This window comes from Microbacterium resistens (genome assembly GCF_031456305.1).
GTDB classification, from domain to species: domain Bacteria; phylum Actinomycetota; class Actinomycetes; order Actinomycetales; family Microbacteriaceae; genus Microbacterium; species Microbacterium resistens_A.
In genome coordinates, this window is the sequence record NZ_JAVDUM010000005.1 from 83,839 (window position 1) to 109,201 (window position 25,363).

General features: G+C 71.4%; 24 protein-coding genes. 11 read left to right on the plus strand and 13 right to left on the minus strand.

Features of this window, described 5'->3' with window-relative positions; all coding sequences use genetic code 11:
* Positions 1-8: 8 nt before the first annotated feature.
* The 4 genes from J2Y69_RS07105 (at position 9) to J2Y69_RS07120 (ending at position 3,988) form a co-directional block, all read left to right on the plus strand.
* Positions 9-785: an SDR family oxidoreductase gene (locus J2Y69_RS07105; RefSeq protein ID WP_310018995.1), complete on the plus strand. Its 777-nt coding sequence runs from the start codon at positions 9-11 to the stop codon at positions 783-785.
* Positions 778-1,176 carry a GlcG/HbpS family heme-binding protein gene (locus J2Y69_RS07110; protein ID WP_310018998.1) on the plus strand — a complete coding sequence of 133 codons (399 nt, stop codon included), beginning with the start codon at positions 778-780 and terminating at the stop codon, positions 1,174-1,176. Before J2Y69_RS07105 ends, J2Y69_RS07110 begins: the two co-directional genes overlap by 8 nt.
* A 328-nt stretch (positions 1,177-1,504) precedes the next feature.
* Entirely contained in the window at positions 1,505-2,497 is a 993-nt protein-coding gene (locus J2Y69_RS07115; protein ID WP_310019000.1) for an AraC family transcriptional regulator, read from the plus strand.
* A 159-nt stretch (positions 2,498-2,656) separates the two neighbouring features.
* On the plus strand, positions 2,657-3,988 hold the full coding sequence (locus tag J2Y69_RS07120) for a YncE family protein (protein ID WP_310019003.1): 1,332 nt from the start codon (positions 2,657-2,659) through the stop codon (positions 3,986-3,988).
* 137 nt (positions 3,989-4,125) lie between these two features.
* Here the strand turns inward: J2Y69_RS07120 and J2Y69_RS07125 are convergent, their stop codons facing one another.
* Positions 4,126-5,010 carry an AraC-like ligand-binding domain-containing protein gene (locus J2Y69_RS07125; RefSeq protein WP_310019005.1) on the minus strand — a complete coding sequence of 295 codons (885 nt, stop codon included), beginning with the start codon at positions 5,008-5,010 and terminating at the stop codon, positions 4,126-4,128.
* The gene (locus J2Y69_RS07130; protein WP_310019007.1) at positions 5,007-5,234 is read right to left on the minus strand and encodes a hypothetical protein; all 228 of its coding nucleotides are present in this window, start codon (positions 5,232-5,234) and stop codon (positions 5,007-5,009) included. The genes J2Y69_RS07125 and J2Y69_RS07130 overlap by 4 nt, the downstream gene beginning before the upstream one ends.
* Before the next feature lie 246 nt (positions 5,235-5,480).
* Between J2Y69_RS07130 and J2Y69_RS07135 the strand changes: the two genes are divergently transcribed.
* Positions 5,481-6,401 (plus strand): helix-turn-helix domain-containing protein, encoded by a 921-nt coding sequence (locus J2Y69_RS07135; protein WP_310019008.1) that lies wholly within the window; start codon positions 5,481-5,483, stop codon positions 6,399-6,401.
* 43 nt (positions 6,402-6,444) lie between these two features.
* Here J2Y69_RS07135 and J2Y69_RS07140 read toward each other — a convergent pair whose 3' ends face one another.
* From J2Y69_RS07140 to J2Y69_RS07170, 7 genes are all read right to left on the minus strand, one after another.
* Positions 6,445-7,572, minus strand: a complete 1,128-nt coding sequence (locus tag J2Y69_RS07140) for a bifunctional 2-methylcitrate synthase/citrate synthase (RefSeq protein WP_310019010.1) — start codon at positions 7,570-7,572, stop codon at positions 6,445-6,447.
* 1 nt (position 7,573) lies between these two features.
* Entirely contained in the window at positions 7,574-8,476 is a 903-nt protein-coding gene (prpB, locus tag J2Y69_RS07145; RefSeq protein WP_310019014.1) for a methylisocitrate lyase, read from the minus strand.
* Between the two features lie 170 nt (positions 8,477-8,646).
* Positions 8,647-10,173 (minus strand): MmgE/PrpD family protein, encoded by a 1,527-nt coding sequence (locus J2Y69_RS07150; protein ID WP_310019015.1) that lies wholly within the window; start codon positions 10,171-10,173, stop codon positions 8,647-8,649.
* On the minus strand, positions 10,170-10,919 hold the full coding sequence (locus tag J2Y69_RS07155; RefSeq protein ID WP_310019328.1) for a GntR family transcriptional regulator: 750 nt from the start codon (positions 10,917-10,919) through the stop codon (positions 10,170-10,172). The genes J2Y69_RS07150 and J2Y69_RS07155 overlap by 4 nt, the downstream gene beginning before the upstream one ends.
* A gap of 349 nt (positions 10,920-11,268) precedes the next feature.
* Positions 11,269-11,688 carry an RbsD/FucU family protein gene (locus J2Y69_RS07160; RefSeq protein WP_310019017.1) on the minus strand — a complete coding sequence of 140 codons (420 nt, stop codon included), beginning with the start codon at positions 11,686-11,688 and terminating at the stop codon, positions 11,269-11,271.
* A gap of 132 nt (positions 11,689-11,820) precedes the next feature.
* Complete coding sequence (locus tag J2Y69_RS07165) at positions 11,821-12,786, minus strand: aldo/keto reductase (protein WP_310019020.1); 966 nt, start codon at positions 12,784-12,786, stop codon at positions 11,821-11,823.
* Positions 12,773-14,068 (minus strand): L-fuconate dehydratase, encoded by a 1,296-nt coding sequence (locus J2Y69_RS07170; protein WP_310019022.1) that lies wholly within the window; start codon positions 14,066-14,068, stop codon positions 12,773-12,775. The genes J2Y69_RS07165 and J2Y69_RS07170 overlap by 14 nt, the downstream gene beginning before the upstream one ends.
* Before the next feature lie 147 nt (positions 14,069-14,215).
* Here J2Y69_RS07170 and J2Y69_RS07175 point away from each other — a divergent pair, with 147 nt between their 5' ends.
* The 3 genes from J2Y69_RS07175 to J2Y69_RS07185 all read left to right on the plus strand — a co-directional run bounded on the left by J2Y69_RS07175 (position 14,216) and on the right by J2Y69_RS07185 (position 17,304).
* On the plus strand, positions 14,216-15,076 hold the full coding sequence (locus J2Y69_RS07175; RefSeq protein WP_310019024.1) for a fumarylacetoacetate hydrolase family protein: 861 nt from the start codon (positions 14,216-14,218) through the stop codon (positions 15,074-15,076).
* Positions 15,073-15,825, plus strand: coding sequence for an SDR family NAD(P)-dependent oxidoreductase (locus J2Y69_RS07180; protein ID WP_310019026.1), 753 nt, complete (start codon positions 15,073-15,075; stop codon positions 15,823-15,825). The genes J2Y69_RS07175 and J2Y69_RS07180 overlap by 4 nt, the downstream gene beginning before the upstream one ends.
* A 492-nt stretch (positions 15,826-16,317) precedes the next feature.
* Positions 16,318-17,304 carry a DUF559 domain-containing protein gene (locus J2Y69_RS07185; protein ID WP_310019028.1) on the plus strand — a complete coding sequence of 329 codons (987 nt, stop codon included), beginning with the start codon at positions 16,318-16,320 and terminating at the stop codon, positions 17,302-17,304.
* 467 nt (positions 17,305-17,771) lie between these two features.
* Here J2Y69_RS07185 and J2Y69_RS07190 read toward each other — a convergent pair whose 3' ends face one another.
* Positions 17,772-18,449 carry a FadR/GntR family transcriptional regulator gene (locus J2Y69_RS07190; RefSeq protein WP_310019029.1) on the minus strand — a complete coding sequence of 226 codons (678 nt, stop codon included), beginning with the start codon at positions 18,447-18,449 and terminating at the stop codon, positions 17,772-17,774.
* Between the two features lie 68 nt (positions 18,450-18,517).
* Here J2Y69_RS07190 and J2Y69_RS07195 point away from each other — a divergent pair, with 68 nt between their 5' ends.
* From J2Y69_RS07195 to J2Y69_RS07205, 3 genes are all read left to right on the plus strand, one after another.
* A complete protein-coding gene (locus J2Y69_RS07195; RefSeq protein ID WP_310019031.1) occupies positions 18,518-19,534 on the plus strand; it encodes an amidohydrolase family protein in 1,017 nt (338 codons plus the stop codon).
* 179 nt (positions 19,535-19,713) lie between these two features.
* Positions 19,714-20,769, plus strand: a complete 1,056-nt coding sequence (gene cds1 / locus J2Y69_RS07200) for an L-cysteine desulfhydrase Cds1 (RefSeq protein ID WP_310019033.1) — start codon at positions 19,714-19,716, stop codon at positions 20,767-20,769.
* A 42-nt stretch (positions 20,770-20,811) separates the two neighbouring features.
* Positions 20,812-21,342 carry a glycine cleavage system transcriptional repressor gene (locus J2Y69_RS07205; RefSeq protein WP_310019035.1) on the plus strand — a complete coding sequence of 177 codons (531 nt, stop codon included), beginning with the start codon at positions 20,812-20,814 and terminating at the stop codon, positions 21,340-21,342.
* 111 nt (positions 21,343-21,453) lie between these two features.
* Here the strand turns inward: J2Y69_RS07205 and J2Y69_RS07210 are convergent, their stop codons facing one another.
* From J2Y69_RS07210 to J2Y69_RS07220, 3 genes are all read right to left on the minus strand, one after another.
* Positions 21,454-22,467, minus strand: a complete 1,014-nt coding sequence (locus J2Y69_RS07210) for an aldo/keto reductase family protein (RefSeq protein ID WP_310019037.1) — start codon at positions 22,465-22,467, stop codon at positions 21,454-21,456.
* 197 nt (positions 22,468-22,664) lie between these two features.
* Positions 22,665-24,719: a DUF4407 domain-containing protein gene (locus J2Y69_RS07215; RefSeq protein ID WP_310019039.1), complete on the minus strand. Its 2,055-nt coding sequence runs from the start codon at positions 24,717-24,719 to the stop codon at positions 22,665-22,667.
* 56 nt (positions 24,720-24,775) lie between these two features.
* Complete coding sequence (locus J2Y69_RS07220) at positions 24,776-25,357, minus strand: TetR/AcrR family transcriptional regulator (RefSeq protein ID WP_310019041.1); 582 nt, start codon at positions 25,355-25,357, stop codon at positions 24,776-24,778.
* Positions 25,358-25,363 lie beyond the last annotated feature (6 nt).

Sequence of the window (25,363 nt, forward strand, 5' to 3'; positions counted from 1 at the left end):
GGGGAAGCATGTCCAAGAAGATCCTGATCACCGGAGCCAGCTCCGGATTCGGCCGCGGCACCGCGATCGAGCTCGCGCGCCAGGGGCACGAGGTCGTGGCGACGGCGGAGACGTGGCCGCAGGTCCGCAGCCTGCGCGCGGACGCGGAGGAGGCGGGCGTCACCCTCCAGGTCATCAAGCTCAACCTGCTCGACGACATCGACATCGAGCACGCGATCACCTTCGACCCGGACGTCCTGGTCCTCAACGCCGGCGTCATGGAGGGCGGCTCGATCGTCGACATCCCGATGGAGCGCGTGCGGGAGTCGTTCGAGGTCAACGTGTTCGGCCACCTGCGCCTCGTGCAGGGCATCGTGCCGAAGATGGTGGCGCGGAAGTCCGGGAAGGTCGTCTGGACCTCGTCGATGGGCGGGATCCTGGTGGTCCCCTTCGTCGGCGCCTACTGCGCGACCAAGCATGCGATCGAGGCGATCGCCGGATCCATGAAGGCCGAGCTCGAGCCCTACGGCGTCAAGGTCGCCACCGTGAACCCCGGCGTCTTCGGCACGGGCTTCAACGACACCGGCGCCGAGAGCGTCGGCCAGTGGTACGACGCAGCCAATGCCGTCGTCCCGATGCCCGACATGTCCGGCGGGCTGGGCGCGCAGGCCGACCCGCAGGAGATGATCGACGCGATGGTCGAGGTCATCCCGGCCGACGAGCACCTGTACCGCACGATGCGCCCGCTCGCGACGATCGACGCCGCGAAGCAGTGGCAGGAGACGGAGTGGACGCAGAATGCCTGAGCTGACCCTCGAGCACGCCCACCGGATCATCGAGCAGGGGAGGGCGGCCGCCACGAAGGACGGCATGAACGCCGTCTTCGCCGTCCTCGACAAGGGCGCGAACCTCGTCGCCTTCTCGCGCATGGACGGGGCCTGGCTGGCATCGAACGAGCTCGCGCTCGCGAAGGCCCGCACCTCGGTCATGTTCCAGGCGCCGTCGGACGCCCTGAGCGCGCCGGTCACGATCGGGCAGCCGCTCCCGCACTTCGATCACATCCACGCGGGCGGCCTGCTGCTCATGGGTGGCGGCGTGCCGCTCTTCGACGCGGACGGTGCCCTGATCGGTGCCCTCGGCGTCTCCGGCGGCACTCCGGAGCAGGACGCGGCGCTCGCCCGCACCGCCTCCGCCTGACACCAGCACCACCCGATCGACCCCACTGCCTACCGCACGGCAGTGGGGCCGATCGGCGTTCGAGCACATTTGGGACGACTCTCCTGCCACCGTGGGACATTTCCGCCTGACGCGTCGACACGCCCCGTTCCGCTGACGAGTCTGAACGGTGCGGGTTGGGGTGGCCCCATCCGCTCGGCCCTGGGAAGGCCGGGCGGCACCGCCACGGTTCTTTGGGGGAACGGGTGACGATCGACAACGATGGGGAAACGGCGGCGGTACGACCGCCCGCCGACGGCGCGCGACGCCGCACAGAGGACCACGACCCCTCGTCGCATTGAGCGCGCCCTTGAGCACGCCATTGAGATCGCCCTCACCGTCGGCGCGCCGCCCTCATGGCACGGCCCATGAGCTGTCGCTGACGGGGGATGCCGCCCGGGTCTGGCTGCAGCGACAGGGGTGGGACGTCCGCGAGGAGCGGGGCCTGCTCCGGGTCTTCGCGGACTCCTTCGTCGACGACTCGCTCGCCATCTGGCGGATCTGGCTGACCCCGGCCGTGCTGACCGCGACGGAGTGGCAGGGCCCGGATCCGGACGAGCTCCGCGCGATCCTGGTCGTGGACGGGGACGCCGATGTCGCCGCGCCCGGATGGGCGGGCCCGGTCGCCCCCTGGGACATGCTGGTCCTCGGCGCGGACGGCGCCCGGCTCTCGCCGCACGCGGGGCTCGGCTTCTTCCAGGTCGTGACCTCCCGTGCCCGCATCTCCGCGTTCCATCCGCTCCCCTCGCTGCCGGCACGCGCCAGCGAGCCGGGATCGGCGCAGGTGATCGCCTCGACCCTGAACGCGATGATCACCGCGGACGCCGCTCCCGGAGAGCCGGGGACGCGGCTGTTCGCCCATGCCCTCGAACAGCTGATCACCGCGATGCTGCTGCGCAGTAGCACGCTCGACGCCGCATCAGGCCCCGCCGCCCTCGAAGAGGGGCCCCGGCGGGCCTTCGCCCTCATCGCCGAGCACCACACCGATCCCGACTTCGACGTGTCTGCGCTCGCGACGCTGATGGGCATGAGCCGCCGCCACCTCGCCCGGATGCTCGGGCGGACGGGGACCGGCCCCGCCGCCGCGATCCGGAACGCCCGCCTCGCCTCGGCCGCCGGGCTCCTCCAGGACGAGGACGGGCCGCGCGAGCCGATCGCGCACCTGGCGGGGTTCCGGGACGCCCGAGCCCTGCGCCGGGCGGCACAGCTCGCGGCAGAACCGATGGGGGATTCAGCGGGGGATTCGGCGGGTGATTCGGCGACGGGTCTGGTGGCGGATTCAGTGGTGGGAGACGCGTTCTGAGCACATTTGGGACCGCCGTCCGGCCGATTCGGGACATCCGGACCGCTCGCCGTGACCCCGACGACTACGGGGTGTGATCGTTGGCTGCTGTGAGGACGCCTCACGCGGCGCGGACATCGCTCGCGCCGCCCTTTCCACTTTCTCTGGGGGAACGAACGAATGACGAATGACGACTACGAGATCGGTGCCGAGCCGCGCCGTGAGGTCGAACGCCGCACGATCATCAAGGGTGCGGCCTGGTCCGTCCCGATCATCGCGGCGGCCGTGGCGGTGCCGGCGTACGCCGCATCGGGGGACAAGGAGCTGACGTTCGGCCCGGTGTCGGGGTGTGCCGAGGTGGGGGCGCAGACCTCGCTGATCCTCACGCTGACGAACCCCGGCGCGGGTGACACCGCGGTGGTGAGCCTCGCCGGCACCGGGTACACGTTCGCCGACGGGTCGACCACCGCGACGGTGGCCCTTGCATCGGGGACCGCGACCGTGGTGATCAAGCATGTCTCCGGCACGGGCAACGCGACCCTCCACGCGGTCCTCACGGGTGCGCCGACCGTCACGGCCGACGCGACCGTGCGGCCGACCTGTGGCGGCGGCACGGGGACGACGGTCAGGAGCATCGGCAACTACGACGCCGATGAGTCTGTGAACGGCAACGTGTACGTCACCGACGACTTCAATCTCCAGATGAACATCATCAATGCCAGCACCGGCGCACTCGTCACGTCCTGGGATCTGTACGACAGTCTCCGCGGGCCCGGGGCCGTGGTGAACCTCTCGGCGACGCCCTATGACGTCGTCGCCTCCCCCGACGGCACGAAGGTGTACATGAGCTACGCCGGCGATCCCAGCCTCACTGGCGGGTTCGGCGGCGGCGTACTCGTCCTCGACGCCAACACCGGCAATGTTCTCCAGCGGATCGAGACGGGCAGGGGCTACGCACGATCGGGACTCGCGCTCACCTCCGACGGCACCAGGCTCACCTCCTTCGGGTCCACCGGGGCTCGCGTGATCAACACCTCGACAGGCGCCGTGACCCAGACCATCGGCGTCCCGGCGGCACCGCACGCCGCAACGGCATCACCCGACGGCTCAACGCTCTACTTCCCCCGTCTGGTCGGTGACGACAACCTCGTGACCATCGAGGTCGTGAACGCCGCGACCGGCAGTGTGGAGCGCACGCTCACCAGCATGTCGACCTATGTCGGGACCTTCACTGACAGCGACTTGGCCCATGTCGAGGTCTCCCCGGACGGGCGGACGATCTACGTCCATTCGTCGCTTGCAAGGCCTGCGGGCATGGGAATCCCGTTCGCTGCCGTGGACATCGCCACGGACACGCTGGTCGGCACCTATACGATGCCGAGCTTCGGAGGGTCGGTGGCCACAGGTGCTGTCCCGGCCGGTCTCGGGATCTCGCCCGACGGCACCCGCGCCTGGGTGCCCTACTCCCAGGCCTTCAGCTCGCCCCCGCAGCTCATCCGGATTGATCTGTGACCCGGACGATCTGATGGTCGGCAGGGCGGCTCGTCCGCCGATCTGATCAAGTGGGTGCGCGCCATTCTGGTGCGCACCCACTTTTCTCGTCCGGTGGCCGGGTGGTCGACCCGGCATCTCGCCATGGCGATGGAAAGTCACACCAGCAGAGCGCCCCGGGCCCGCCGCAGGGCGCGCGCATCGCGGAAGCCGGAGAGCGCGGCGACGACGCGTTCGGGACGGCCGTCGCCCGCGTCGATGACCGCGGCCGTGCGCAGCCGTGCCCGCCGGATCGCCGTGGCCGGCGTCGTCCCGGCGCGGGCGAGGATCCTGGTCAGGTTGCGCGGGCTGGTCCTCAGGAGCGCCGCGAGGGCGGCGGTGTCGAAGTCCGGCCGTGTGTGCTGCGCAGCGATCGCGGCGAACGCCCGGCGGGCGTCCCCGTCCAGCGCCGGCGCATGGAACGGCGAGTCGACGACCGCGCTGCGGGCGAGGACCGCGCCGACGAGCTTCTCCAGAGCCTGGACGAAGAGGGCAGCCCCCTCCGCCCCGGCTCTGAGACCGACCGCGAACAGCGTGTTGACCGCCGCCACGAGCACCTGCACGGATGCGGGATCCGATGCGCGGGCCGGGAGCGGCGGGAGCGGACGGTCCAGCGCGAGCCGGTCACCGGCGACGGCGAACTGCAGGAAGCCGAACCCGACCGTGGCAGCGATCGTCGTCTCGACAGCGGGATCGACCAGCACGATCTCCCCCGGCCTCAGCGGGACCGCCCAGCCAGGGACCGACAGCTCCGCCCTCCCCTCCGCGACCAGGACGAGCCGGATGATCCCCCGCTCCTCGCCCCGCCGTGGCACCGCGACGATCCGCGCCGGGGAGTGCCAGATCCGCGAGACGGCGAGGGGATCCCCCGCGTTCGATCGGGGGACGACCTTGAGCCGCCCTCCCTGCGGGCGCTCCGCCCGCCAGCCGTGAGTGGTCAACCAGGTCGCCGCGGCGGCACCGGAGAGGGACGCATCACGAGCGATGCCCTGCGATGGGATCACTTCCCCTCCTTCCTCTTGTCCTCTGCGAGCCTCTTGTGCGCGGCGAGCCCGTTCAGCTCGCCGATCTCGTTCCACACGGCGGGCGCGCCTCCTTGTCGGCGGCGCACGTCGATCGTCCGCGTCCGGACGAAGCCGGGCAGCCGGACGGAGCCAGGCAGCCTGCGACGGCCTGACAGCCGGAGACGGGCGACGGCGCGAAACCGGGACGGGGACATAGGGGCCATGTCCGGATCGGCCGGCCACGTCACCACCAAGGGATCCGGCAACCGGTGGGCTGCCTGAATGCAGGCGCGCCAGCGGGCCACGATCAACGACCCGGAACCCGACCACTATCCCCTAAGAGGTCGGATTTCGCGCCCTATCGATAACGTTAGCTCGACGGGCTTCACATACCAGTCGCACTGTGAAAGGCGAGGCGTGCTCGCCGAGGGGGGCCACACCGGGCGCGACATCAGGCAGGCAGGAACCGCATGTCCTCATCTTCGGCCGATGACACCTCGACGGCGCTCTCCCCCACCTTCGCCTCGGCGCTGCATCGCGCGATCGAGGACCGAAAGATATCCCTCACCGAGATCCGACGGCGCCTGGGCGACGCGGGGAGCCCGGTATCGATAGCCACGCTCAGCTACTGGCGAGCAGGGGCGCGGCGTCCGGAGGGCGCCCAGTCGCGGGTCGCGATCGACGAGCTCGAACGCATCCTCCGTCTGGAACCGGGCGAGCTCTCCGATCTGATGGGGCCCACCCGTCGCCCCGGCCACCTCCGCCCGCCCGGTCCGGGGTTCTCCGACGAGGAGCTCACCGCCGCGGTCGGCGAGACGCTCGCCGCTCTGGACGCGGCGCCGCAGACGTCGCTTCGCGAGATCTCCTCCACGACCACGGCCGAGGTCGGCGCGGACGGAGGGGTCCGGGTCTACACCACACGGGTCCTCCTCCAAGCGGCAGCGGGAACGATCCAGGCGATCCCCGTCGCATACACCGTCTCCTCGCCCGAGGCGATCGGCAGCGCCCCTCAGCCGTTCGTCGTCAGCGGCGTCCGGCTCGGACGGCAGCACGTCCACCCCAGCCGGACGATCATCGGCGTGCGCCTGGAACTGGACGTCCCCATCACCGCACCGGAGACCGCCTTCTTCGAGTTCGGATACCGGATCCCGGAGGCGCATCCGCTGGAGCGCTCCCTCAACCACGGCGTGCTGCGCAAGAGCAGGGAGCTGATCGTCGAGGCGCGATTCACCCCGGACGCGCTCCCGGACTGGGTGGAGGAGGTGGAGGACGACGAGGACGGGGAGCGGGTCATCCCGCGGACGCTGAACGGCACCACGATCCACGCCGTGCGCCGGGGTTTCGGCCCGGGGAGCCTCGGCCTCCGCTGGGGCTACGACGAGCCGGAGTGACGGGCCGGCCCGTCACTCCGGCCCCGTGACCGCGGTGGTCGGCTCAGTCCCCGACGTGGCGCTCGTCGACGCCGTCGTAGGCCGAGAGCGGGCGGATGAGGGCGTTCGACGCCGCCTGCTCCATCACGTGCGCCGTCCACCCCGTGATCCGCGAGGCCACGAACAGCGGGGTGAAGATCTCGGTGTCGAAGCCGAGGAGGTGGTAGGCGGGCCCCGACGGGTAGTCGAGGTTCGGGTGAATGCCCTTGCGCGCCACGAACTCGGTCTCGAGCGCCGTGTAGAGGTCCGCGAGATCGGTGCGACCGGTGTCGGCGATGAGGACGTCGAGCGCGGCCTTCATCGTCGGCACGCGCGAGTCGCCGTTCTTGTACACGCGGTGACCGAAGCCCATGATCTTGCGGCGCTCGGCGAGCGCGGTGTCGAGCCACGGCACGACGTTCGACGCCTCCCCGATGTCGTCGAAGATGTGCATGACCGCCTCGTTCGCACCACCGTGGAGGGGGCCCTTGAGCGCGCCGATCGCGCCGACGACCGCGGAGTAGAGGTCGGCGGTCGTCGATGCGATCACCCGGGCGGTGAAGGTCGAGGCGTTGAAGGAGTGCTCGGCGTACAGCACCATCGAGATGCGGAAGACGTCCACCGCGGCGGCGGACGGCAGCTCGCCGAACGTCATCCACAGGAAGTTCGTCGAGTAGTCCAGGTCGTCGCGCGGCGCGATCGGCTCCTGCCCCCGGCGACGGCGCTGGACGGCCGCGACGACGGTGGGGATCTGCGCGAAGAGGTACGCCGAGCGCCCGAGGTCGAGCTCGCGGTCGGTCCAGCCGCCGGGCCGGTGGAGCGTCTCGTCGAAGGCGCCGAGCTGGCTGACCACCGTCCGCACGATGTCCATCGGATGGGCATCGACCGGGATCGTGTCCAGCAGCGCGACCGTGCGCGGGTCCAGCGGGCGCAGCGACCGCTCCTGCGCCTCGAACGCCGCCAGCTGCTCGGCGTCCGGGAGCTCGCCGTGCCAGAGCAGGTACGCGACCGCCTCGAACGGCTGGGTCGCCGCCAGCTCCTGCACGGGATAGCCCCGGTAGAGGAGGCTGTTGGTCTCGGGGTTGACCTTCGAGACGGCGGTCGTGTCGACGACCACCCCTGCAAGGCCCTTCTTGATGTCCGGCTCGCTCATGTCACTCCTTCGTGATGGTGAAGTTGAAGACGCCCGCATCGAAGTGGTTGTAGCCCTCGTAGTCGATGAGGTCGTAGAGATCGGCGCGATGCTGCATCTCGCCGAGCCTGCTGGTGAGGTGCCCGTCCTCGTTCAGCGTATCGAGTGCCCGGCCCGCGGCGCCCATCGCGATCCGCAGCAGCGACACCGGCCAGATCACGATGCTCACCCCCGCGTCCCGCAGCTGATCGACGGAGAACAGCTCGCTCTTGCCGAACTCGGTCATGTTCGCGAGGATCGGCACGTCCAGCTCCTCGGCCATCCGCTCGAACTCGGCGAGCGTGCGCATGGCCTCGGGGAAGATCGCGTCCGCACCGGCGTCGACCAGGGCCTTCGCCCTGTCGACCGCGGCGTCCATGCCATCGACGCCGCGGATGTCGGTGCGCGCCATGATGAGGAAGTTCGGGTCGCGGCGGGCGTCGGCCGCGGCACGGATCCGCTTGATCGCGGTGTCCTCGTCGACGACCGTCTTGCCGTCGAGGTGCCCGCAGCGCTTGGGGTTGACCTGGTCCTCGATGTGGGTGCCGACGAGCCCCGCGTCCTCCAGGGTCTGGATGGTGCGGGCCACGTTCATCGGCTCGCCGAAGCCGGTGTCGGCATCGACGATCGCGGGCAGCTCGGTCATCCGGGCGATCTGCTGCGCACGACCGGCGACCTCGGTGAGGGTGGTGAGGCCGATGTCGGGCAGGCCCAGGTCGGCGGAGAGGACGGCGCCCGAGATGTAGACGCCCTCGAACCCCTTCTGCTCGATGAGCCGCGCCGAGAGCGGGTTGAACGCGCCGGGGAAGCGGAGCAGCTCGTCCGAGGCGAGACGCTCCCGGAACAGCCGCCGCTTCTCGGCCGCCGGGGTGGTGGAGTACAGCATCGGTTTCCTTCTCCTTCTCCGGGTTTGGGGGTCTTGGTCCTGCGCTGGCCCCGACCCCGTGTCCCGCTTCTGGTTGCCGATCCGGGAATCTGGGACCAGATTCGGGACACGGGCCCCGAGAAGTGGGACACGGAGGGCGGGGCCGGACTGTCCGTCCCGGCCTGGGCCGGCTAGAACAGGCCCTTGGGGGCGGGCGCGCCGGCGAGGACGCCGGGCTTCGCGACGATGCTGAGCTCGGCGACCTCCTCGGCGGAGAGCTCGGGCAGGCGCTGGACGAGCTCCAGGAACCGCTCGATCTCGTCCGCGTCCAGCACGGGCTCGGCGAGGATCCGGAACTTGCGGATGTAGTCGGCCCGCGCGAACGGCCGCGCGCCGAGCGGGTGGGCGTCGGCGACGGCGATCTCGTCCTCGATCACGGACCCGTCGGTCAAGCGGATCTCCACCCGCCCGCCGAAGGCCTTCTCGGCCGGGTCGATCGAGTGATAGCGACGTGTCCACTCGGCGTCCTCGGCCGTCGTGATCCTCTGCCACAGGGCGACGGTGTCCTCCCGGGCCGCGCGCTCGGGCAGGTAGGAGTCGACGTGGTGCCACGCGCCGTCCTGCAGGGCGACGGCGAAGATGTACGGGATCGAGTGATCGAGCGTCTCCCGCGACGCGGTGGGGTCGTACTTCTGCGGATCGTTCGCGCCGGAGCCGATCACGTAGTGCGTGTGGTGGCTGGTGTGCAGCACGATCGACTCGACCTTCGCCGGATCGGCGAGCTCGGGGCGCTCGTTGTGCAGCTTGCGCGCGAGGTCGATCCACGCCTGCGCCTGGTACTCGGCAGAGTGCTCCTTCGTGTAGGAGTCGAGGATCGCCCGCTTGGCCTCGCCCTGCACGGGCAGCGGCACCTCGTAGGAGGCGTCGGGGCCGTCGAGCATCCAGGCGATCACGCCGTCCTCGCCCTCGTAGATCGGGCTCGGCGAGGTCTCGCCGCGCATCGCCCGGTCCACGGCCTCGACGGCCATCTTCCCGGCGAAGGCGGGGGCGTGCGCCTTCCAGGTGGAGATCTCGCCCTTGCGGCTCTGGCGTGTGGCGGTCGTGGTGTGCAGCGCCTGGCCGACCGCCTGATAGATCGTCTCGACGTCGAGGCCGAGCAGCGTGCCGATGCCTGCGGCTGCCGACGGGCCGAGGTGCGCGACGTGGTCGATCTTGTGCGCGTGCAGGCAGATCGCCTTGACGAGGTCGATCTGGATCTCGTAGCCGGTCGCGATGCCGCGGACGAGCGCGCGTCCGTCGGAGCCGGTGTGCTGGGCGACCGCGAGGATCGGCGGGATGTTGTCGCCGGGGTGCGAGTAATCGGCCGCGAGGAAGGTGTCGTGGTAGTCCAGCTCGCGGACGGCGACGCCGTTCGCCCACGCCGCCCACTCGGGGCTGGTGCGACGCTCCAGCGTGCAGCCGAAGACGGTCGCGCCCTTCCCGCCGATCGAGACCGGGTGGTCGAGGGCCTGCTGACGGGCGGCGCTCACGGGCGCGCGGGTGAGCGATGCGGCGGCGACCGAGGCGTTGTCGATGATCCGGTTGATGATCATGTCGACGACGTCGGCCTCGACCTCGACCGGGTCGGCCGCGATCTCGGCGATGCGCCAGGCGAGCTGCCCCTCGCGCGCGAGGTTCTCGTCGCTGCGATGCACCCGCAGGTGGTGGTTGACGGTCATGATCGGCCCTTCCGGTCGGATGCGGACGTGACGGCGTCGGCGGCTGCCCGCCGACGCCTGGATGCGGTGGATGCGGCGCCGGGCTCGGTGGCCGCGGGGTCAGCGGGGATGCCGTCGGCGCCGAGCGAGGAGAGGATGCTGGTGAGCGCGTTGTGCAGGTGCACGTGGGTGGCGTGCGCGGCGAGGTCCGCATCGCGCACCGCGAGGGCCTCGGCGATGAGCCGGTGCTCCCCGACCGATGCGGCCAGGCGCGCCGGATGATCGCGGGCCATCCTGCGCACGCGCACGAGGTGGGTGCGCACGGTGCGGAGCGCCGCGGTGAGGTAGTCGTTGTCGGCCGCATCGTCCAGGGTGGCGTCGAATCGGGCGATCAGCGTCTCGTACGCCCGGCGTCCGTCGGCGCTCCCGAGGTCATCGGCCTGGGCGAACTCCGCCGCCAGCGCGGCGAACGCCTCGGCGTCTCCCCGGCGCGCGGCGATGCGGGCCGCCGTCTCCTCCAGCGCCCGGCGCACCTCGAAGAGCGCGCGGATGTCGGAGGCGTCGATCGGCGCGACCACGGTGACCCGCGCCGACTGCTGGACGACCAGGCCGTCGGCGGCGAGCCTGCGCAGCGCCTCGCGCAGAGGCGTCCGGCTGATCCCGAGCCGCGCGGCCTGCTCCACCTCGCCGAGCACGGCGCCCGCGGGCAGATCGCCGGACTGGATGCCGTCGAGCAGCGCCCGATAGGCGAGCTCCCCGGCACGCATGCCCTCGGTGGCGATGGTCATGCGCCTAGTGTATACACAATCCGAGAAAGGCGGCCCGGAGTCGCATATCTGCGGTTGTTTTGCATACACAGGAGGCCGCCGCGGGTACGCACTCTCCCGCCGCTCCCATCCGCCCGCGCCGTCCCGCCGCGCGCCGCCCCGCCGATGCTCACCTGCACGACCCGGGCACGGATGCACGACGGATCGTCCGGATCGGTCGTACATCCGTGCCGCGGTCGTGCATCCGCGCACCGACATCCGGATACCCGGACACCGATCACCGGGCACCGGGCACCGGGTACCGGGCACCGGGCACCGGGCACCGGACGGGACCTGGCCGTAGCCCCCGTCAGGCCGCGGGGTGGCCGACGACGCCCTTGCGCAGCAGGGCGTTGCTGTACTTCCGGGTCTCGCCCGTCCGCACCAGGAGATAGGCCCCACGGGCGAGGTCGTAGTACGCGAACCGCTCGACGAACCCGGTCGATGCCCCATCCGTCCCCGCGGCGGACATGAGCTGACGCTGCACCTCCAGCACCTCGCCGTCCGCCGAGGCCATCAGGTCCATGCCCGGGGCGTCGTCGAGCGGGAGGACCGAGCGGATCGCGGCGACCACCTCGGGCGTCGTCGTGCCGGGGAGGTCGATCACCCGCTCCCCCAGCCCCCAGGCCGGGAAGTGGGCGTCCGCGACGACCACCGCGTCCGAGTGCCCCATGCGGTCCAGATGCAGGAGCAGCTCGCCGGTGAGCAGGGGGTTGATTCCTTCGAGCATGTCCTTCGCCTCTTTCTCGTGTTCCCGTCGCGTTCCTTCGGTTCCCGTCTCGAATTCTGCCGCTCAACGCCGCGAGTTGCGGCACATTTCGCGACGGGAGCGGAAGTACAGGGCCGGACCGGCGCAGCCCCGTCAGGGCGCGGGGGTCAGGCCCTCGGCGGCGAGCTCCTGCCACAGCGCGTCGGGGATCGGCATCGCCGCATACTCCGCGTTCTGCCGCAGCTGCTCGGGCCGGCTGCCCCCGACCACGACCGAGCGCACGAGGGATGACCGCAGGGGGAACCGGATGGCGGCGGCCGGGAGCGGGACGCCATGCGCACGGCAGACGTCTGCGATCCGGACCAGGCGTCGCCAGAGCTCCTCGGGCAGCGCGCCGTACTCGTACCGGCCGTCGCGGCTCGGCTCGCTCTTCGCGAGCAGCCCGGAGTTGAACACCGACGCCGCGACGATCCCGGTGCCCCGCTCCGCGCAGACCGGCAGCACATCGGCCTGCGCGGGCTGCTCGAGCAGCGTGTAGCGGCCGGCGACCATGACCAGGTCGAGGTCGGCGGAGCGGACGGACGCGGCGAGCGCCTCGGACACCATCGAGCCGATCCCGATCGCCGAGACCCGCCCGTCCGCACGCAGCGCCTCGAGCGCCGGAAAGGCCTCCCGCAGCGCCAGGTCGAGGTCGTGCCGCTCCGGGTCGTGGAGGTAGAACAGGTCGATGCGGTCGATCCCGAGGCGCTCGCGGGACTCGTCGAGACTCGCCCCGATCCCTTCCGCCGAGAAGTCCCAGACCCGGACGAGGTCGTCCGGCACATGGAAGTCGTTGGCGGTGTCCAGCGCCCCCGAGCGATCGGGGTTCGGGCGCAGGAGCCGTCCGGCCTTCGTGGAGAGCACGAACTCGCCCCGCGGCTTGGTGCGCAGGAAGGCGCCGAGCCGCCGCTCCGACAGGCCGAGGCCGTAGTGCGGCGCGGTGTCGTAGTAGCGGATGCCGCTCTCCCACGCCGCGTCGAGCACCGCCCACGCCTCGTCGTCAGAGAGCGGGCGGAACAGGTTGCCGACGTTCGCCGCGCCGTAGCCGAGGGCGGGCAGGACGAGGTCAGTGCGGGACATGCTCGCCCCTCCATTCGTACCGCGCACGGCTCTCCGCCTTCATCTCCATGCCGTTGCCCGGCGCGGAGGGGGCCAGATACGAGCCGCCGCGGAGGACGGTGGGCACGACGAAGTGCTCGTGCAGATGGTCCACGTACTCGATCATGCGCCCCTCGCGGCTGCCGCTGACGGCGAGGAAGTCGAACATCGACAGGTGCTGCACGGCCTCGCAGAGCCCCACCCCGCCGGCGTGGGGGCACACCGGGACGCCGAACTTCGCGGCGAGGAGCAGGTTGGCGATGTTCTCGTTCACGCCCGCCACCCGCACCGCGTCGATCTGCATCACCTGGATCGCCTCGGCCTGGAGGAGCTGCTTGAAGATGACCCTGTTCTGCGCATGCTCGCCGGTCGCCACGCGGATGGGGGCGACGCCGCGGGCGATCTCGGCATGGCCGAGCACGTCGTCGGGGCTCGTGGGCTCCTCGATCCACGCCGGACGGAACTCGGCGAGCGCGTTCACCCAGTCGATGGCCTCCGCCACCTCCCAGCGCTGGTTGGCGTCGATGGCGATCGGGAAGTCCGGGCCGCACACCTCCCGCGCCTTGCGGAATCGGCGGATGTCGTCGTCGAGGTCGGCGCCGACCTTGAGCTTGATCTGGGTGAAGCCGTCGGCGATGGCCTCGCGAGCCAGGCGTTCGAGCTTCTCGTCGGAGTAGCCGAGCCACCCGGGGCTGGTCGTGTACCCGGGATAGCCGCTCTCGCGCAGCGCACGCTCGCGCTCGGCCCGTCCGGGGACCGCCGCCCGGAGGATCTCCAGAGCGTCCTCGCGCGTGAGCGCATTGCCCAGGTACCGGAAGTCGACGAGGTCGACGATCTCCTCCGGCGTCATCCGCGCGAGCAGCTGCCACAGCGGAAGGCCCGCGCGCTTGGCCTTGATGTCCCACAGCGCGTTGACCGCGGCGCCGATGGCCATGTGCATCACGCCCTTCTCGGGCCCGAGCCAGCGCAGCTGCGAGTCGCCGACGAGCTCGCGGAAGATGCCGCCCATGTCGTCCAGGAGCGGCTCCAGCTCGCGTCCGACGAGGTGTCCGGCGAGGGCGTCGATCGCGGCGACCTGCACATCGTTCCCCCGTCCGATCGTGAACACGAACGCGTGCCCCTCGATGCCGTCGCCGGCGTCGGTGCGCACCACGACGTAGGCGGCCGAGTAGTCGGGGTCGGGGTTCATCGCGTCCGACCCGTCCAGGCTCAGGGACGTCGGAAAGCGGATGTCGCTGGTCTCCAGCGCGACGATGCGGCTCACGGGGCTCCTCACTCGGGGCGGACCTCGCCGTGACGGCTTCGGCCACAAAGGACAGTTGGAGTGTAAACATCCGATGTCTATACTGTCAACGCGAGCGTCGTTTCTCGGCGCGGCGAGAGGGCCGGAGAGCGGCTCGAGAGGAGAACCATGAAGTTCGCGCGCCTGGGCGCTTCCGGAGCCGAGATACCGGTGGTCCTCGAAGAAGGGCGGTTCTACGATCTGCGCCCCGTGACATCGGATGTGAACGGAGAGTTCCTCTCCGCCGATCCGACCGGCCGCACCCGTGCGGCCCTGGACGCCGGCGCTCTTCCCGAGCTCCCCGACGCCGCGGACCTGCGCATCGGCGCCCCGATCGCACGACCGAGCGCGGTCATCTGCATCGGGCAGAACTACGCCGCGCACGCCCGCGAGTCCGGCGCCGAGCCGCCGACCGTCCCGATCCTGTTCCTGAAGACGCCGAACACGGTCGTCGGCCCCGACGACGCGGTCACGATCCCCCGCGGCAGCGAGAAGACGGACTGGGAGGTGGAGCTCGGCGTCGTGATCGGCACGAGGGCCGCCTACCTCGACTCCCCCGCCGACGCGGCGGCGCACATCGCCGGCTACGTCGTGGCGAACGACGTGTCCGAGCGCACCTTCCAGATGGACGTCTCGGGCGGCCAATGGTCCAAGGGCAAGATCGCCTTCGGGTTCAACCCCACCGGCCCGTGGCTGGTGACGCCCGACGAGGTCGACGTGCAGAACCTGCGCCTGCGCAGCTTCGTGAACGACGAGCCGCGACAGGACTCCTCCACGAGCGACATGATCTTCACGGTCGCCGAGATCGTCCACCATCTCTCGCAGTACGTCACGCTGGAGCCCGGCGACCTCGTGCTCACCGGGACCCCGCAGGGCGTCGCGTTCGGCGGGCGGTTCCCGTATCTCCGGCCGGGCGACGTCGTCCGCGTCGACATCGAGGGGCTGGGCGCGCAGCGACAGGAGTTCCGGGCATGGGAGGACGCACGATGAGCGGTCAGGTGGAAGGGCTCGTCGCGATCGTCACCGGCGGCGCATCGGGGATCGGCGCGGCGATCGGCGCGCTGCTGCACGAGCAGGGCGCCGAGGTCGCGGTGCTGGACCGGGACACGACCCACGCCGACGAGCGGTTCGCCGCGTTCACGGCCGACGTCTCGGATCGCGCGAGCGTGGAGGCGGCGGTCGCCGCCGTCGCCGAGCGGTTCGGGCGCATCGACATCCTCGTCAACAACGCCGGGATCGGCGCGCAGGGCGACATCGCGGCGAACGACGACGACGAGTGGGCGCGGGTCCTGTCGGTCAACGTCACCGGGATCGCCCGTGTGACGGCCGCCGCCCTCCCCTGGCTGCGGTCCTCCCCCGCCGCGGCGATCTGCAACACGGCGTCGATCGCCTCGACGACGGGACTCCCGCAGCGCGCGCTGTACAGCGCCTCGAAGGGGGCGGTGTCGGCGCTCACGCGGGCGATGGCGGCCGATCACCTGCGCGAGGGCATCCGCGTCAACGCGGTCAACCCCGGCACCGCCGACACCCCGTGGGTCGGCCGGCTGCTCGGATCCGCCGCCGATCCCGCCGCCGAGCGCGCGGCGCTGGAGGCCCGCCAGCCGCACGGGCGCCTGGTCTCGCCGGAGGAGGTCGCCGGCGCCGTGCTCTACCTGGTGAGCCCCGCGTCCGGCTCGACCACCGGCACGTTCCTCGAGGTCGACGGAGGCATGGCGCAGCTGCGCCTCCGTCCGGAGTGAGCCGCGCCGGCGGCCGGTGCCGCGGGTCGGCGGGCCGGGCCGGGCCGGGCCGTCCGCCGCGGGCCGGGCCGTCCGCCGCGGCTTGGCCGTCCGCCTCGGCTTGGCCCGGGCGCCCGGCTCGCCGATCCGGCCACCCTCCCGCCTCCCGTCGCGAAAAGTGCCGTCCGTTCGCCCGAAATGCGGCACTTTTCGCGACGGGAGCGATCATCGTGTCCCCCTCCGGGCCGGCCGACGACCGGGTCGACCGGCGAGCGACGACGGGCATCGAAACCCTCCACAGATTGGCGCTGCCGTATCCGGCTCCCGTCTCGAAAACGGTCACCACCTTCTGCTCCGGTCGCGAAATATGCCGCCCAAAGCGCCTCGGGGCGGCACATTTCGCGACGGGAGCGGGAGGAGGTCAAGGGGGCGGGGCGCGAGATCGGGCGCAAGCCCGGTCGAGGCCTGTGGATAACCGCGAGCCGCGGGGGTCGGTCCTGGCACAGTACGGCGATGGGACGAGCACAGACCTTGCCGAATCACCTGGGTGACGCGTTCAGCGTCCGCGCCGCGACGGAGCTCGGCGTCGGCCGAGGACGCCTTCGGCGTCGCGATCTGGCGCGCCCGTTCCCGGGCGTGCGCGTGCGCATCCGGGACGGCGATCCGGACGAGGAGCCGCTCGCGGCCGGCGACGACCCTTACGCCCAGCAGGCTGCGGGTCGACTCGCCCGCGCTCGGGAGTACGCGCCGCGTCTGCGTCCCGGACAGTTCTACAGCCACGAGACGGCAGCGGTGCTCTGGGGCGCGCCGCTCCCCCTCGCCTTCGTCGACGATGCCCCGGCCGATGGGCATGCGCTGCCCGTGCACGTCAGCTCCTTCGGCACGGCGCCTCTCGTGCGAACGCCGGGCGTCTCGGCCCACCGCGCCCGCACGGCGACGACCACGCTCCGGGAACTCGGCGACATCGCGCTGTCGTCGCCCGCGAGCACCTGGGCGGCGCTCGGCGCACTCCCCCTCATCGACCTGGTCGCCATCGGCGACCATCTCTGCCGCGTCTGGCGCGCCGGTCCGGGCAGACTCGACGCCGGACGGGAGCCGCTGACCTCGACGACGCACCTCCGCACCGCCATCGACGCCGGCCGCCGCGTCGGGAACGGACGGCTCAGGGAGGCGGTCGAGCTGATCCGCGAGGACTCCTGGTCGCCGCGAGAATCAGCGCTGCGCTGTCGGATCGTGCTCGCCGGCCTCCCCGAACCGCGGCTCAACCACGATGTCTATGACGACGCGGGCCGGTTCCTCGCCTGCGTCGACCTCGCCTACGTCCGCAAGAAGGTGGCGATCGAGTATCACGGCCTGCTGCACCATTCGCAGTACGCGCGCGACGTCGAGCGGACCGCCGCCCTACGGGCGGCCGGCTGGACGGTGATCGAGGTGACCGCGGCGCTCTTCGCCCATCCCGACGAGCTGATCGTGCGGATCCGTCGTGCCCTGCGCCGCTGACCCTCGGTCGGGCCTGCGCCAATCCCGGTCCGGGCCCCGGCCTCGATTCCGCCCCGCGCGACCCGCTCGACCTTGCCCGGCCGACTGCCGGGCCGACCGACCCGACCCGACCCGACCCGACCGACCGACCGACCGACCGACCGACCGATATTGCCGCTTCAGGTCGCGAAAAGTGCCGTCTCCGGGCGCTGCGGACGGCACATTTCGCGACCGGAGGCGAAGAAGGAACCGTGACCGGGCGGGCACGGAAGCCGGATCGCGCCGCGGCGGGCACAGTCCGGGGCAGCGGATGCCGCCGAGGTGGTCAAGACCGATCGCGAGGATCGGATCGATCGGGGCGGGCAGAAGTCGGGCACCACCCGGGGCAGCGGGCACCGCCCGGACGGCGGGCATCACTGGGACGGCGGGCACCGCCCGGGGCAGCGGGCACCACCCGGAGCAGCTGGCCCACCCGGGCAGAGGGACGGTCAGGCCTGAATGGCCTGGCGCAGCCAGCGCTCCACGCCGGCGATATGCGCGGTCGCGAGCGAGGTCGCGAGCGACGGATCGCGCTGCGCGATGGCGTCGGCGATCGCGCGATGCTCCGACAGCGTCCGCTCCACCGCGCCCTGCTCGGTGAGCCCCCGCCAGACCCGGGCACGGATCGTCTGACTCGACAGGCTCTCGATGAGGCTCGCGAGGTAGCCGTTTCCGGTCATCCGCACGATCTCGCGGTGGAAGCGGATGTCGTGCGCGACGAGGTCGTCGATCGTCACTCCCGCATCGATCCCCTCGACCTCGGCATGCAGCGCGGCGATCGCCGCGTCATCGCCGTGCGAGGCGGCGAGGCCCGTGGCCTGCGACTCCAGCATCCGGCGCACCGCGAACAGCTCCAGAAGCGAGTCGTCATCGTGCATGTCCACGACGAAGCTGATGGCCTCCAGCAGGAGGTCCGGTTCGAGGCTGGTGACATAGGTGCCGTCGCCCCGACGGACGTCGAGCACGCGGATGACCTCCAGCGCCTTGACCGCCTCGCGCATCGAGTTCCGGGAGAGCCCCAGATGCTCGGCCAGCTCCTTCTCCGGCGGGAGCCGATCCCCGGGACCGAGCTCCCCCGACACGATCATCGCCTTGATCTTCTCGATCGCCTCGTCGGTGACAGCCATAGCGCACATCCTAGCCAGTGATCGGATGTCTGCCGCGAATCCGGGGGCGGATGCGGCAGGATGGCCCCATGCGCGCCCTCGACTCCCACCTGCACCTCTGGGACCCCACGGTACTCGACTACCGCTGGCTCACTGGACCGCTGCAGAGCCGCTTCGGTGCGGAGGAGCTGGCCGATGCCCGCGCCGTGGACGGAGACGAGGGCGCCGTGTTCGTCCAAGCGGAGTGCGTGGAGGAACAGTTCCTCGACGAGGCCCGCTGGGTGTCGTCGAACGCGGCACGCACCGGAGTGCACGGGATCGTCGCCGGCGCACGCCTCGACCGTGGCCCCGAGACCTCGGAGCACCTCTCGGCGTTGTCCGCCGTGCCGCTCGTGGTGGGGGTGCGGCATCTCCTCCAGGACGAGCCGGACGGCCTCGCGACGACTCCGGCCTTCCTCGCCGGGGCCGAGCAGGCTGCCGACCGCGACTGGTCGTTCGACGCCTGCGTTCGTGCACATCAGCTGCCGGATGTGACAGCGCTCGCCGCCGCCCTGCCTCAGCTGCGCGTCGTGCTCGACCACCTCGGCAAGCCCGCGGTGGGCACCGCGTCGGTGCTTCTCCGCCCGAGCCCGACGTGGGTCCGGGACATCCGAGCCCTCGCGGCGCACCCCGGTGTTTCCTGCAAGCTCTCGGGTCTCCCGGCTGAGGCCGGCGGCGCGTGGGACGCCGGCCAGGTCACCCCGTTCCTCGACGCGGTCGCCGACGCGTTCGGGCCGGACCGTCTCCTCTGGGGCAGCGACTGGCCCGTGTCCGCCATCGGACCCGCGGACAGACCCGCAATCGGGCACACGATCAGACCGGCGTCCGGATCTGCGTCCGCGATCGGACAGGCAGACGCCGGCGACGGCGTCCACGGAACCTCGACTCCCCGCGAATCGACTCCCCGCGACTCGGCTCCTCGAGACTCGGCGGACCACGGCTCGGCCTACCGCTCCGGCGAGCGCGGAGCATGGGCGCGCACGGTCGCGACCTGGGCCGAGGAACGGGGCTACGACACCGACGCGATCCTCTGGCGCAACGCCGTCCGCGTCTATCGGCTGGGCTGATCCCGCCCCATCCCGCGGGCCCGTGTCCCACTTTCTGTCGGAGAACCGGGAATCCAGACCGGATTCTGGGACATGGACCACAGAGATCGGGACACAGAGGCCCAAAATCGGGACAGGGTCTGAGCGCGGCCCAAGATCCGGACACAGGGCGGGGCACCACGGCCGGTACTGTCGAAGGCATGAGCGCCTGGGTCAATGCCGCCATCCGCAAGCTCGAGGCGGACGCCAACCGCAGCGCGGACACGCACCTGCACCTGTTCCCGCTGCCCGCGGAGTGGGGGATCGACCTGTATCTGAAGGACGAGTCGGTGCATCCCACGGGCTCGCTGAAGCACCGGCTCGCGCGCTCGCTGCTGCTCTATGGGCTGGTGAACGGGCGCATCGACGAGGGGACGACGCTGGTCGAGGCCTCCAGCGGCTCCACCGCGGTGTCCGAGGCGTACTTCGCGCGGATGCTGGGCCTGCCGTTCATCACGGTCGTGCCGCGGTCAACCAGCCAGGAGAAGATCGACCTCATCGAGTTCTACGGCGGACGCTGCCACTACGTCGACAGCGCGCCGGCGATGTATCCGGAGGCCGAGCGGCTGGCCTCCGAGTGCGGCGGGCACTACCTGGACCAGTTCACGTTCGCCGAGCGCGCGACCGACTGGCGCGGCAACAACAACATCGCCGAGAGCGTGTTCAGCCAGCTCGCCGACGAGCGGCACCCGATCCCCTCCTGGATCGTCGTCGGCGCGGGGACGGGCGGCACCAGCGCCACGTTCGGCCGGTACGTGCGCTACCGCCGCCACGAGACGAAGGTCGCCGTGGTCGACCCCGAGGGCTCGGCCTTCTACGGCGGATGGCGCGACCGCAACCCCGCCCACACCACCGGCACCCCCAGCCGCATCGAGGGCATCGGGCGTCCGCGGGTCGAGCCGTCCTTCGTGCCCACCGTGATCGACGAGATGATCGCCGTGCCCGACGCCGCCTCGATCGCCGCCATCCGCCTCCTCAAGGAGCGGACGCTGCACTGGGCCGGCGGATCGACGGGCACCAACCTCGTCGGCGCCTTCGAGCTCATCGCGCGCATGCGGGCCGCGGGCGAGGAGGGGAGCGTCGTCACCCTCATCTGCGACGGCGGCGCCCGCTACCTCGACACCTACTACTCGGACGAGTGGGTCGCCGCGCGGGGCTGGGACCTCGCGCCGCATCGCGCGCGGCTGGATCGCTTCCTCGACACCGGCGAGTGGTGACACGGGGGTGACCGCGACGGCTGCGCTCGCTACGCTGGCCGCATGAGCACCCTGATCCTCACCGTCGTCGGCTCCGATCGTCCCGGCCTCGTCGCCGCCGTCGCCGATGCGGTCGACGCCCATGGCGGCAACTGGGAGAACAGCCGCCTCGCCGAGCTCGCCGGAACCTTCGCGGGGGTGATCGAGGTGTCGGTGCCCGACGACCGCGCCGCCGAGCTGCAGACCGCCCTCACCTCCCTGGACGGGCTCCTGACGGTCGTGCACGCCGGTCAGGACGACGCCGATGCCGCCACCTCCGCCGCCGCCGCCGGAGGGTCCCCGCGGCAGCTCACGATCCAGGTGCTCGGCAACGACCGCGCGGGCATCGTCCGCGAGATCTCCGGGGTGCTGAGCGCCCACGCGCTGAGCATCGAGAGCATGACGAGCGAGACCCACGACGCCGCGATGGCCGGCGGCCGACTGTTCGAGGCCGCCGTCGTCGCGACCGTGCCGGCCGGCGCCGACCCGGAGAACCTGCGGACGGAGCTGGAGCGCCTCGCCGCCGACCTCCAGGTCGACATCACCGTCGCCTGAGGCCCGCCGGGTACCCGCACCCACCCGCCGGGCACCCACCAGCCGCGAACCCGCCCGCACACGACGACGGCCGACCCGCGGGAGCGGATCGGCCGTCGTGAAGGCTGGTCGTCAGACCAGGCGCGTCTTCGGCGAGACGTCGTCGGTGTCGGCGGGGTCCGCATAGACCGCATCGCCCAGGGCCGCGTCGATCGCGGCGAGGGTGTCGGCGTCCAGCGTCACGCCCGAGGCCTTGACCGTGTCCGCGAGTTGCTCCGGACGGGAGGCGCCGACCAGCGCCGCTGCGACGTTCGGGTTCTGCAGCACCCAGGCGATCGCGAGCTGCGGCATGGTGAGTCCGGCCTGCTCGGCGACGGGCTTGAGCCGCTGGACGGCCTCGAGGATCTCGTCGCGGAGGAACCGCTGGATGAAGTGCGCGCCGGAGTGCGGGTCGGTGGCGCGGGAGCCGTCGGGCACCGGCTGACCGGGGAGGTACTTGCCGGAGAGCACGCCCTGCGCCATCGGCGACCAGACGATCTGGGAGATCCCGAGCTCCTCCGATGCCGGGACGACCTTGCCCTCGATCACTCGCCACAGCATCGAGTACTGCGGCTGGTTGGAGATCAGCTGGATGCCCAGCTGCTTCGCCAGCGCGTGTCCTTCGCGCAGCTGCTCCGCCGTCCACTCCGAGACGCCGATGTAGAGGGCCTTGCCCTGGCGGACGATGTCCGCGAACGCCTGGAAGGTCTCCTCCAGCGGCGTCTCGTGGTCGAAGCGGTGCGCCTGGTAGAGGTCGACGTAGTCGGTGCCGAGGCGTCGGAGCGAGCCGTTGATGGACTCCATGATGTGCTTGCGGCTGAGACCTGTGTCGTTCGGCCCCTTGGGGCCGGTGGGGAAGTAGACCTTGGTGAAGATCTCGAGGCCCTCACGGCGCTGACCGGCGAGCGCCTTGCCAAGCACGACCTCCGCGGCCGTGTTGGCGTAGGTATCGGCGGTGTCGAAGGTGGTGATGCCGGCGTCGAGCGCGGCGTGGACCGTGCGCAGGGCGGCGTCGTCCTCGACCTGCGACGCATGCGTCACCCAGTTGCCGTAGGTGATCTCCGAGACCTTGAGACCGCTGTTGCCGAGGAAGCGATAGTTGACCATGGATCAAGGCTACGGCCCCCTGGACTCCCGCGGTCCCGTGGTCCCGCGGTCCCGTGGTCCGGTGGTCCGGTGGTCCGGTGGTCATTCCGTCGGCCGGATCCACTCCTGTCGGCCAGATCAGGCTCAACGGGCCGACGGGAGTGGATCAGTCCGACAAGAACGATGCCGAACGGCGCCTGCGGGAACGGTCCGCGGGCTCAGCGCCCTGCGGGGACGGGCTCTCCGGGCACCGGCTCCCCGGGCTCCGGACCGGACTCGGGCACCGGACCGGCGAGCACGTCGCGCGCACGCGGCACGCTCGGCACGCCCCATTCGCCCGGCCGCGCCGCACCCGACGGGCCGCCGGCCGTCGGCAGGACCACGGTCGGCGCCTCGCCCGAATCCGTGAACGTTCCCGACCCGACGACCGGAGAACCGCCCGCCGACGTCTCCAAGGCCGGAGCATCCGAAGCCAGGACCTGAGTCGGAACCTGATCTGCGGGAACCGTCACCGCGCCGCCCGCGGCCATCGCCGCGCCTTCGAGGGCGCCACGACGGGCGGCCTCCGCCTCGGCGGCGTCGGCGAACGCGCGATCGGCGGCACCCTGAGCGATGATCTCCGCACGATCGCGGAAGCCCTGCGCGCTCACCCGGTCCAGGTCCACCTGCTTGCGGATCGCGACCGCCTTCTCGTACAGCGACGGATCGCCGAAGCTGGTGAGCACCTTCACGAGCACCGGCAGCAGCTCGATCATGAAGAACAGCGCAGCGATCAGCCAGTGCGCCCAGAAGATCGTCGGCTCCTTCTCGGCCAGGCGGTTGAGGCCGCTGATCTGGCTGAGCAGGCCGATGGCCCCCGCGTTGCCGTCGGCGACGGACGATGCCCTGGCGTCGTAGGCGGCCAGCGCCTGGTCGTAGACCTGGCGGGCGGCGGGCAGCTGGTCCTCGGCCTCGGTGCGGTTCTGCGACTCCGAGGAGGAGGTGTTCTGCTTGGCCGCGGTCTCGGCGGACGCGAGCTCCTCGTTCGCGGTGCGCAGCTGTCCGGCCAGCGCGTCATAGGTCTGCTGGGCCTGGTCGAGCTGGGCGCGGGACGCGTCGGAGCTGGCACCCTGCCCCTGCACGCCGGTGCAGCCCGGCACGGTCCCGACGCCCTCGCCGGTGAGCTCGCACTGGTAGAGCAGCCGCGCCTGGTCGATCACCTTCTGCTGCTCGGCCATCTGCGCGGTCACCTTGTCGACCGTGCTCTGCGCCGCGGCCTGCGTCGCGGAATCGGTGGACGTCCCGGCGACCACGCCCGTGGCCGCCTGGTTCTCGAGGTCCTTGAGCCGGGAGGATGCGGCGTCGAGCGCCTTCTTCTCCGGGCCCTTCTCCAGCGCGTCCTGATCGGACTGCGCCTGGGTGATGTTGGTCGCCGCCACCTCGCGCGCGATGTCGTTGTGGAACACCTGGAGCACCACGGGCTCCGCCACCACGAATCCGATGAGAGCGGCCATGATCACCCGGGGGATCGCGAGGCCGATCAGACGCCAGACGCTCCGCGTGGAGGTCATGGTGGAGGTGAGGAAGCGGTCGAGGTTGAAGATGATCGCGGCCCACACGATCGCCAACGGGATGGCGAGCCAGACCAGCACCTGCACGCCGGTGGTGAGCGCGAAGAACATCGACAGCGCAGAGACGAGCGCGGTCCCGGCGAGCACGAAGAACATCTGCACGAAGCGCGGGGTCTCGGCCGGGACCCGATCGAGGATCGCGCCATCGGCGCCGCCGAGGATCGCCATCCGGCGCTGCGCGGATCCGGGGACGCGGCGAGCCCGCTCGCGGCGCGGACGCGGGGCCTTCGGCGCCCGCTCCGGCACGGGGATCGAAGGGGAGTCCGAGGGGAAGTCCGAGCCCGAGCCCGACGGTGCGGGTGCTGCGGGACGCGAGGAGGCAGTGGGCTCGGCAGCCGTGCCGCGGAGCGACGAGGGCGCGGGCATCGAGGGCGCGACCGTGGAGACGGCGACGGTCGGGGCATCGTGCGCGGCGTCGGCGGATGGAGCGTCAGCGGATGTAACAGCGGATGTGACGGCGGATGTCTCCTCCGCAGCACCGGGTGCGGCGTCGTCGAAGGGATCGAACGGCGCGGTCACCGCCTCACTGCCGGTGGGAACGTACTCCCGGACGAACTCGAGGGGCTCATCGGCAGCGGGGCGATCGCCGCTCTGGCCGTCGACGCCGAACGAGATCTGCCCCTGGGAGTCGAGGCGCCCCGGGCGATGCGCGGAATAGGACATCCGACCAACCTAGGAAACACTGGCTGGAAGATCCGTGGACGCCGCCTGCGAACGGCTCACAGGTTCGTCGTGGACGACAGCATCCTCTCGACCGCGGAGGTGTAGGCGGCGAGCGCTGTCTCCAGCGGAAAGTGCCCGGCGGCGGCGAGCGTGCCGAGGCCGTGGACGCAGCCCCACAATGCCGGCACGTCCTCCGCGCGGTCGAGGCCGACGGCGACGGCACCCGCGCCCATCAGAGTCTCCAGCTCGTCGATGAGCGGCGCCATCGTCGCCGTCGGTGCGCCGGGGACGCAGACCGTCGGGTCGTAGATCGCGTCGAACGCGTGCGGATGCTCGACGGCGAAGCGGATGTAGGCCCCGCCGCCGTCCACGAGCGCCGAGCGCGGATCGGATGCCGCCTCGGCCGCTTCCCTCACCTGCTGCACGAGCTCGACCATGCTCCGCTCGGCGAGCACCTTGAGCAGGCCGAGGCGGTCGGCGAAGTGATGGTAGGGCGCGTTGTGGCTCACGTCCGCCGCTCGGGCGACCTCCCGCAGGCTGATCTCCTGGGCCGGCTTCTGCGCGAGAAGCTGCATGGCCGCCGCCTCCAGCGCCTGCGCGAGGTCGCCGTGGTGGTAGGCGGATCGGGAACTTGACACAAGCAA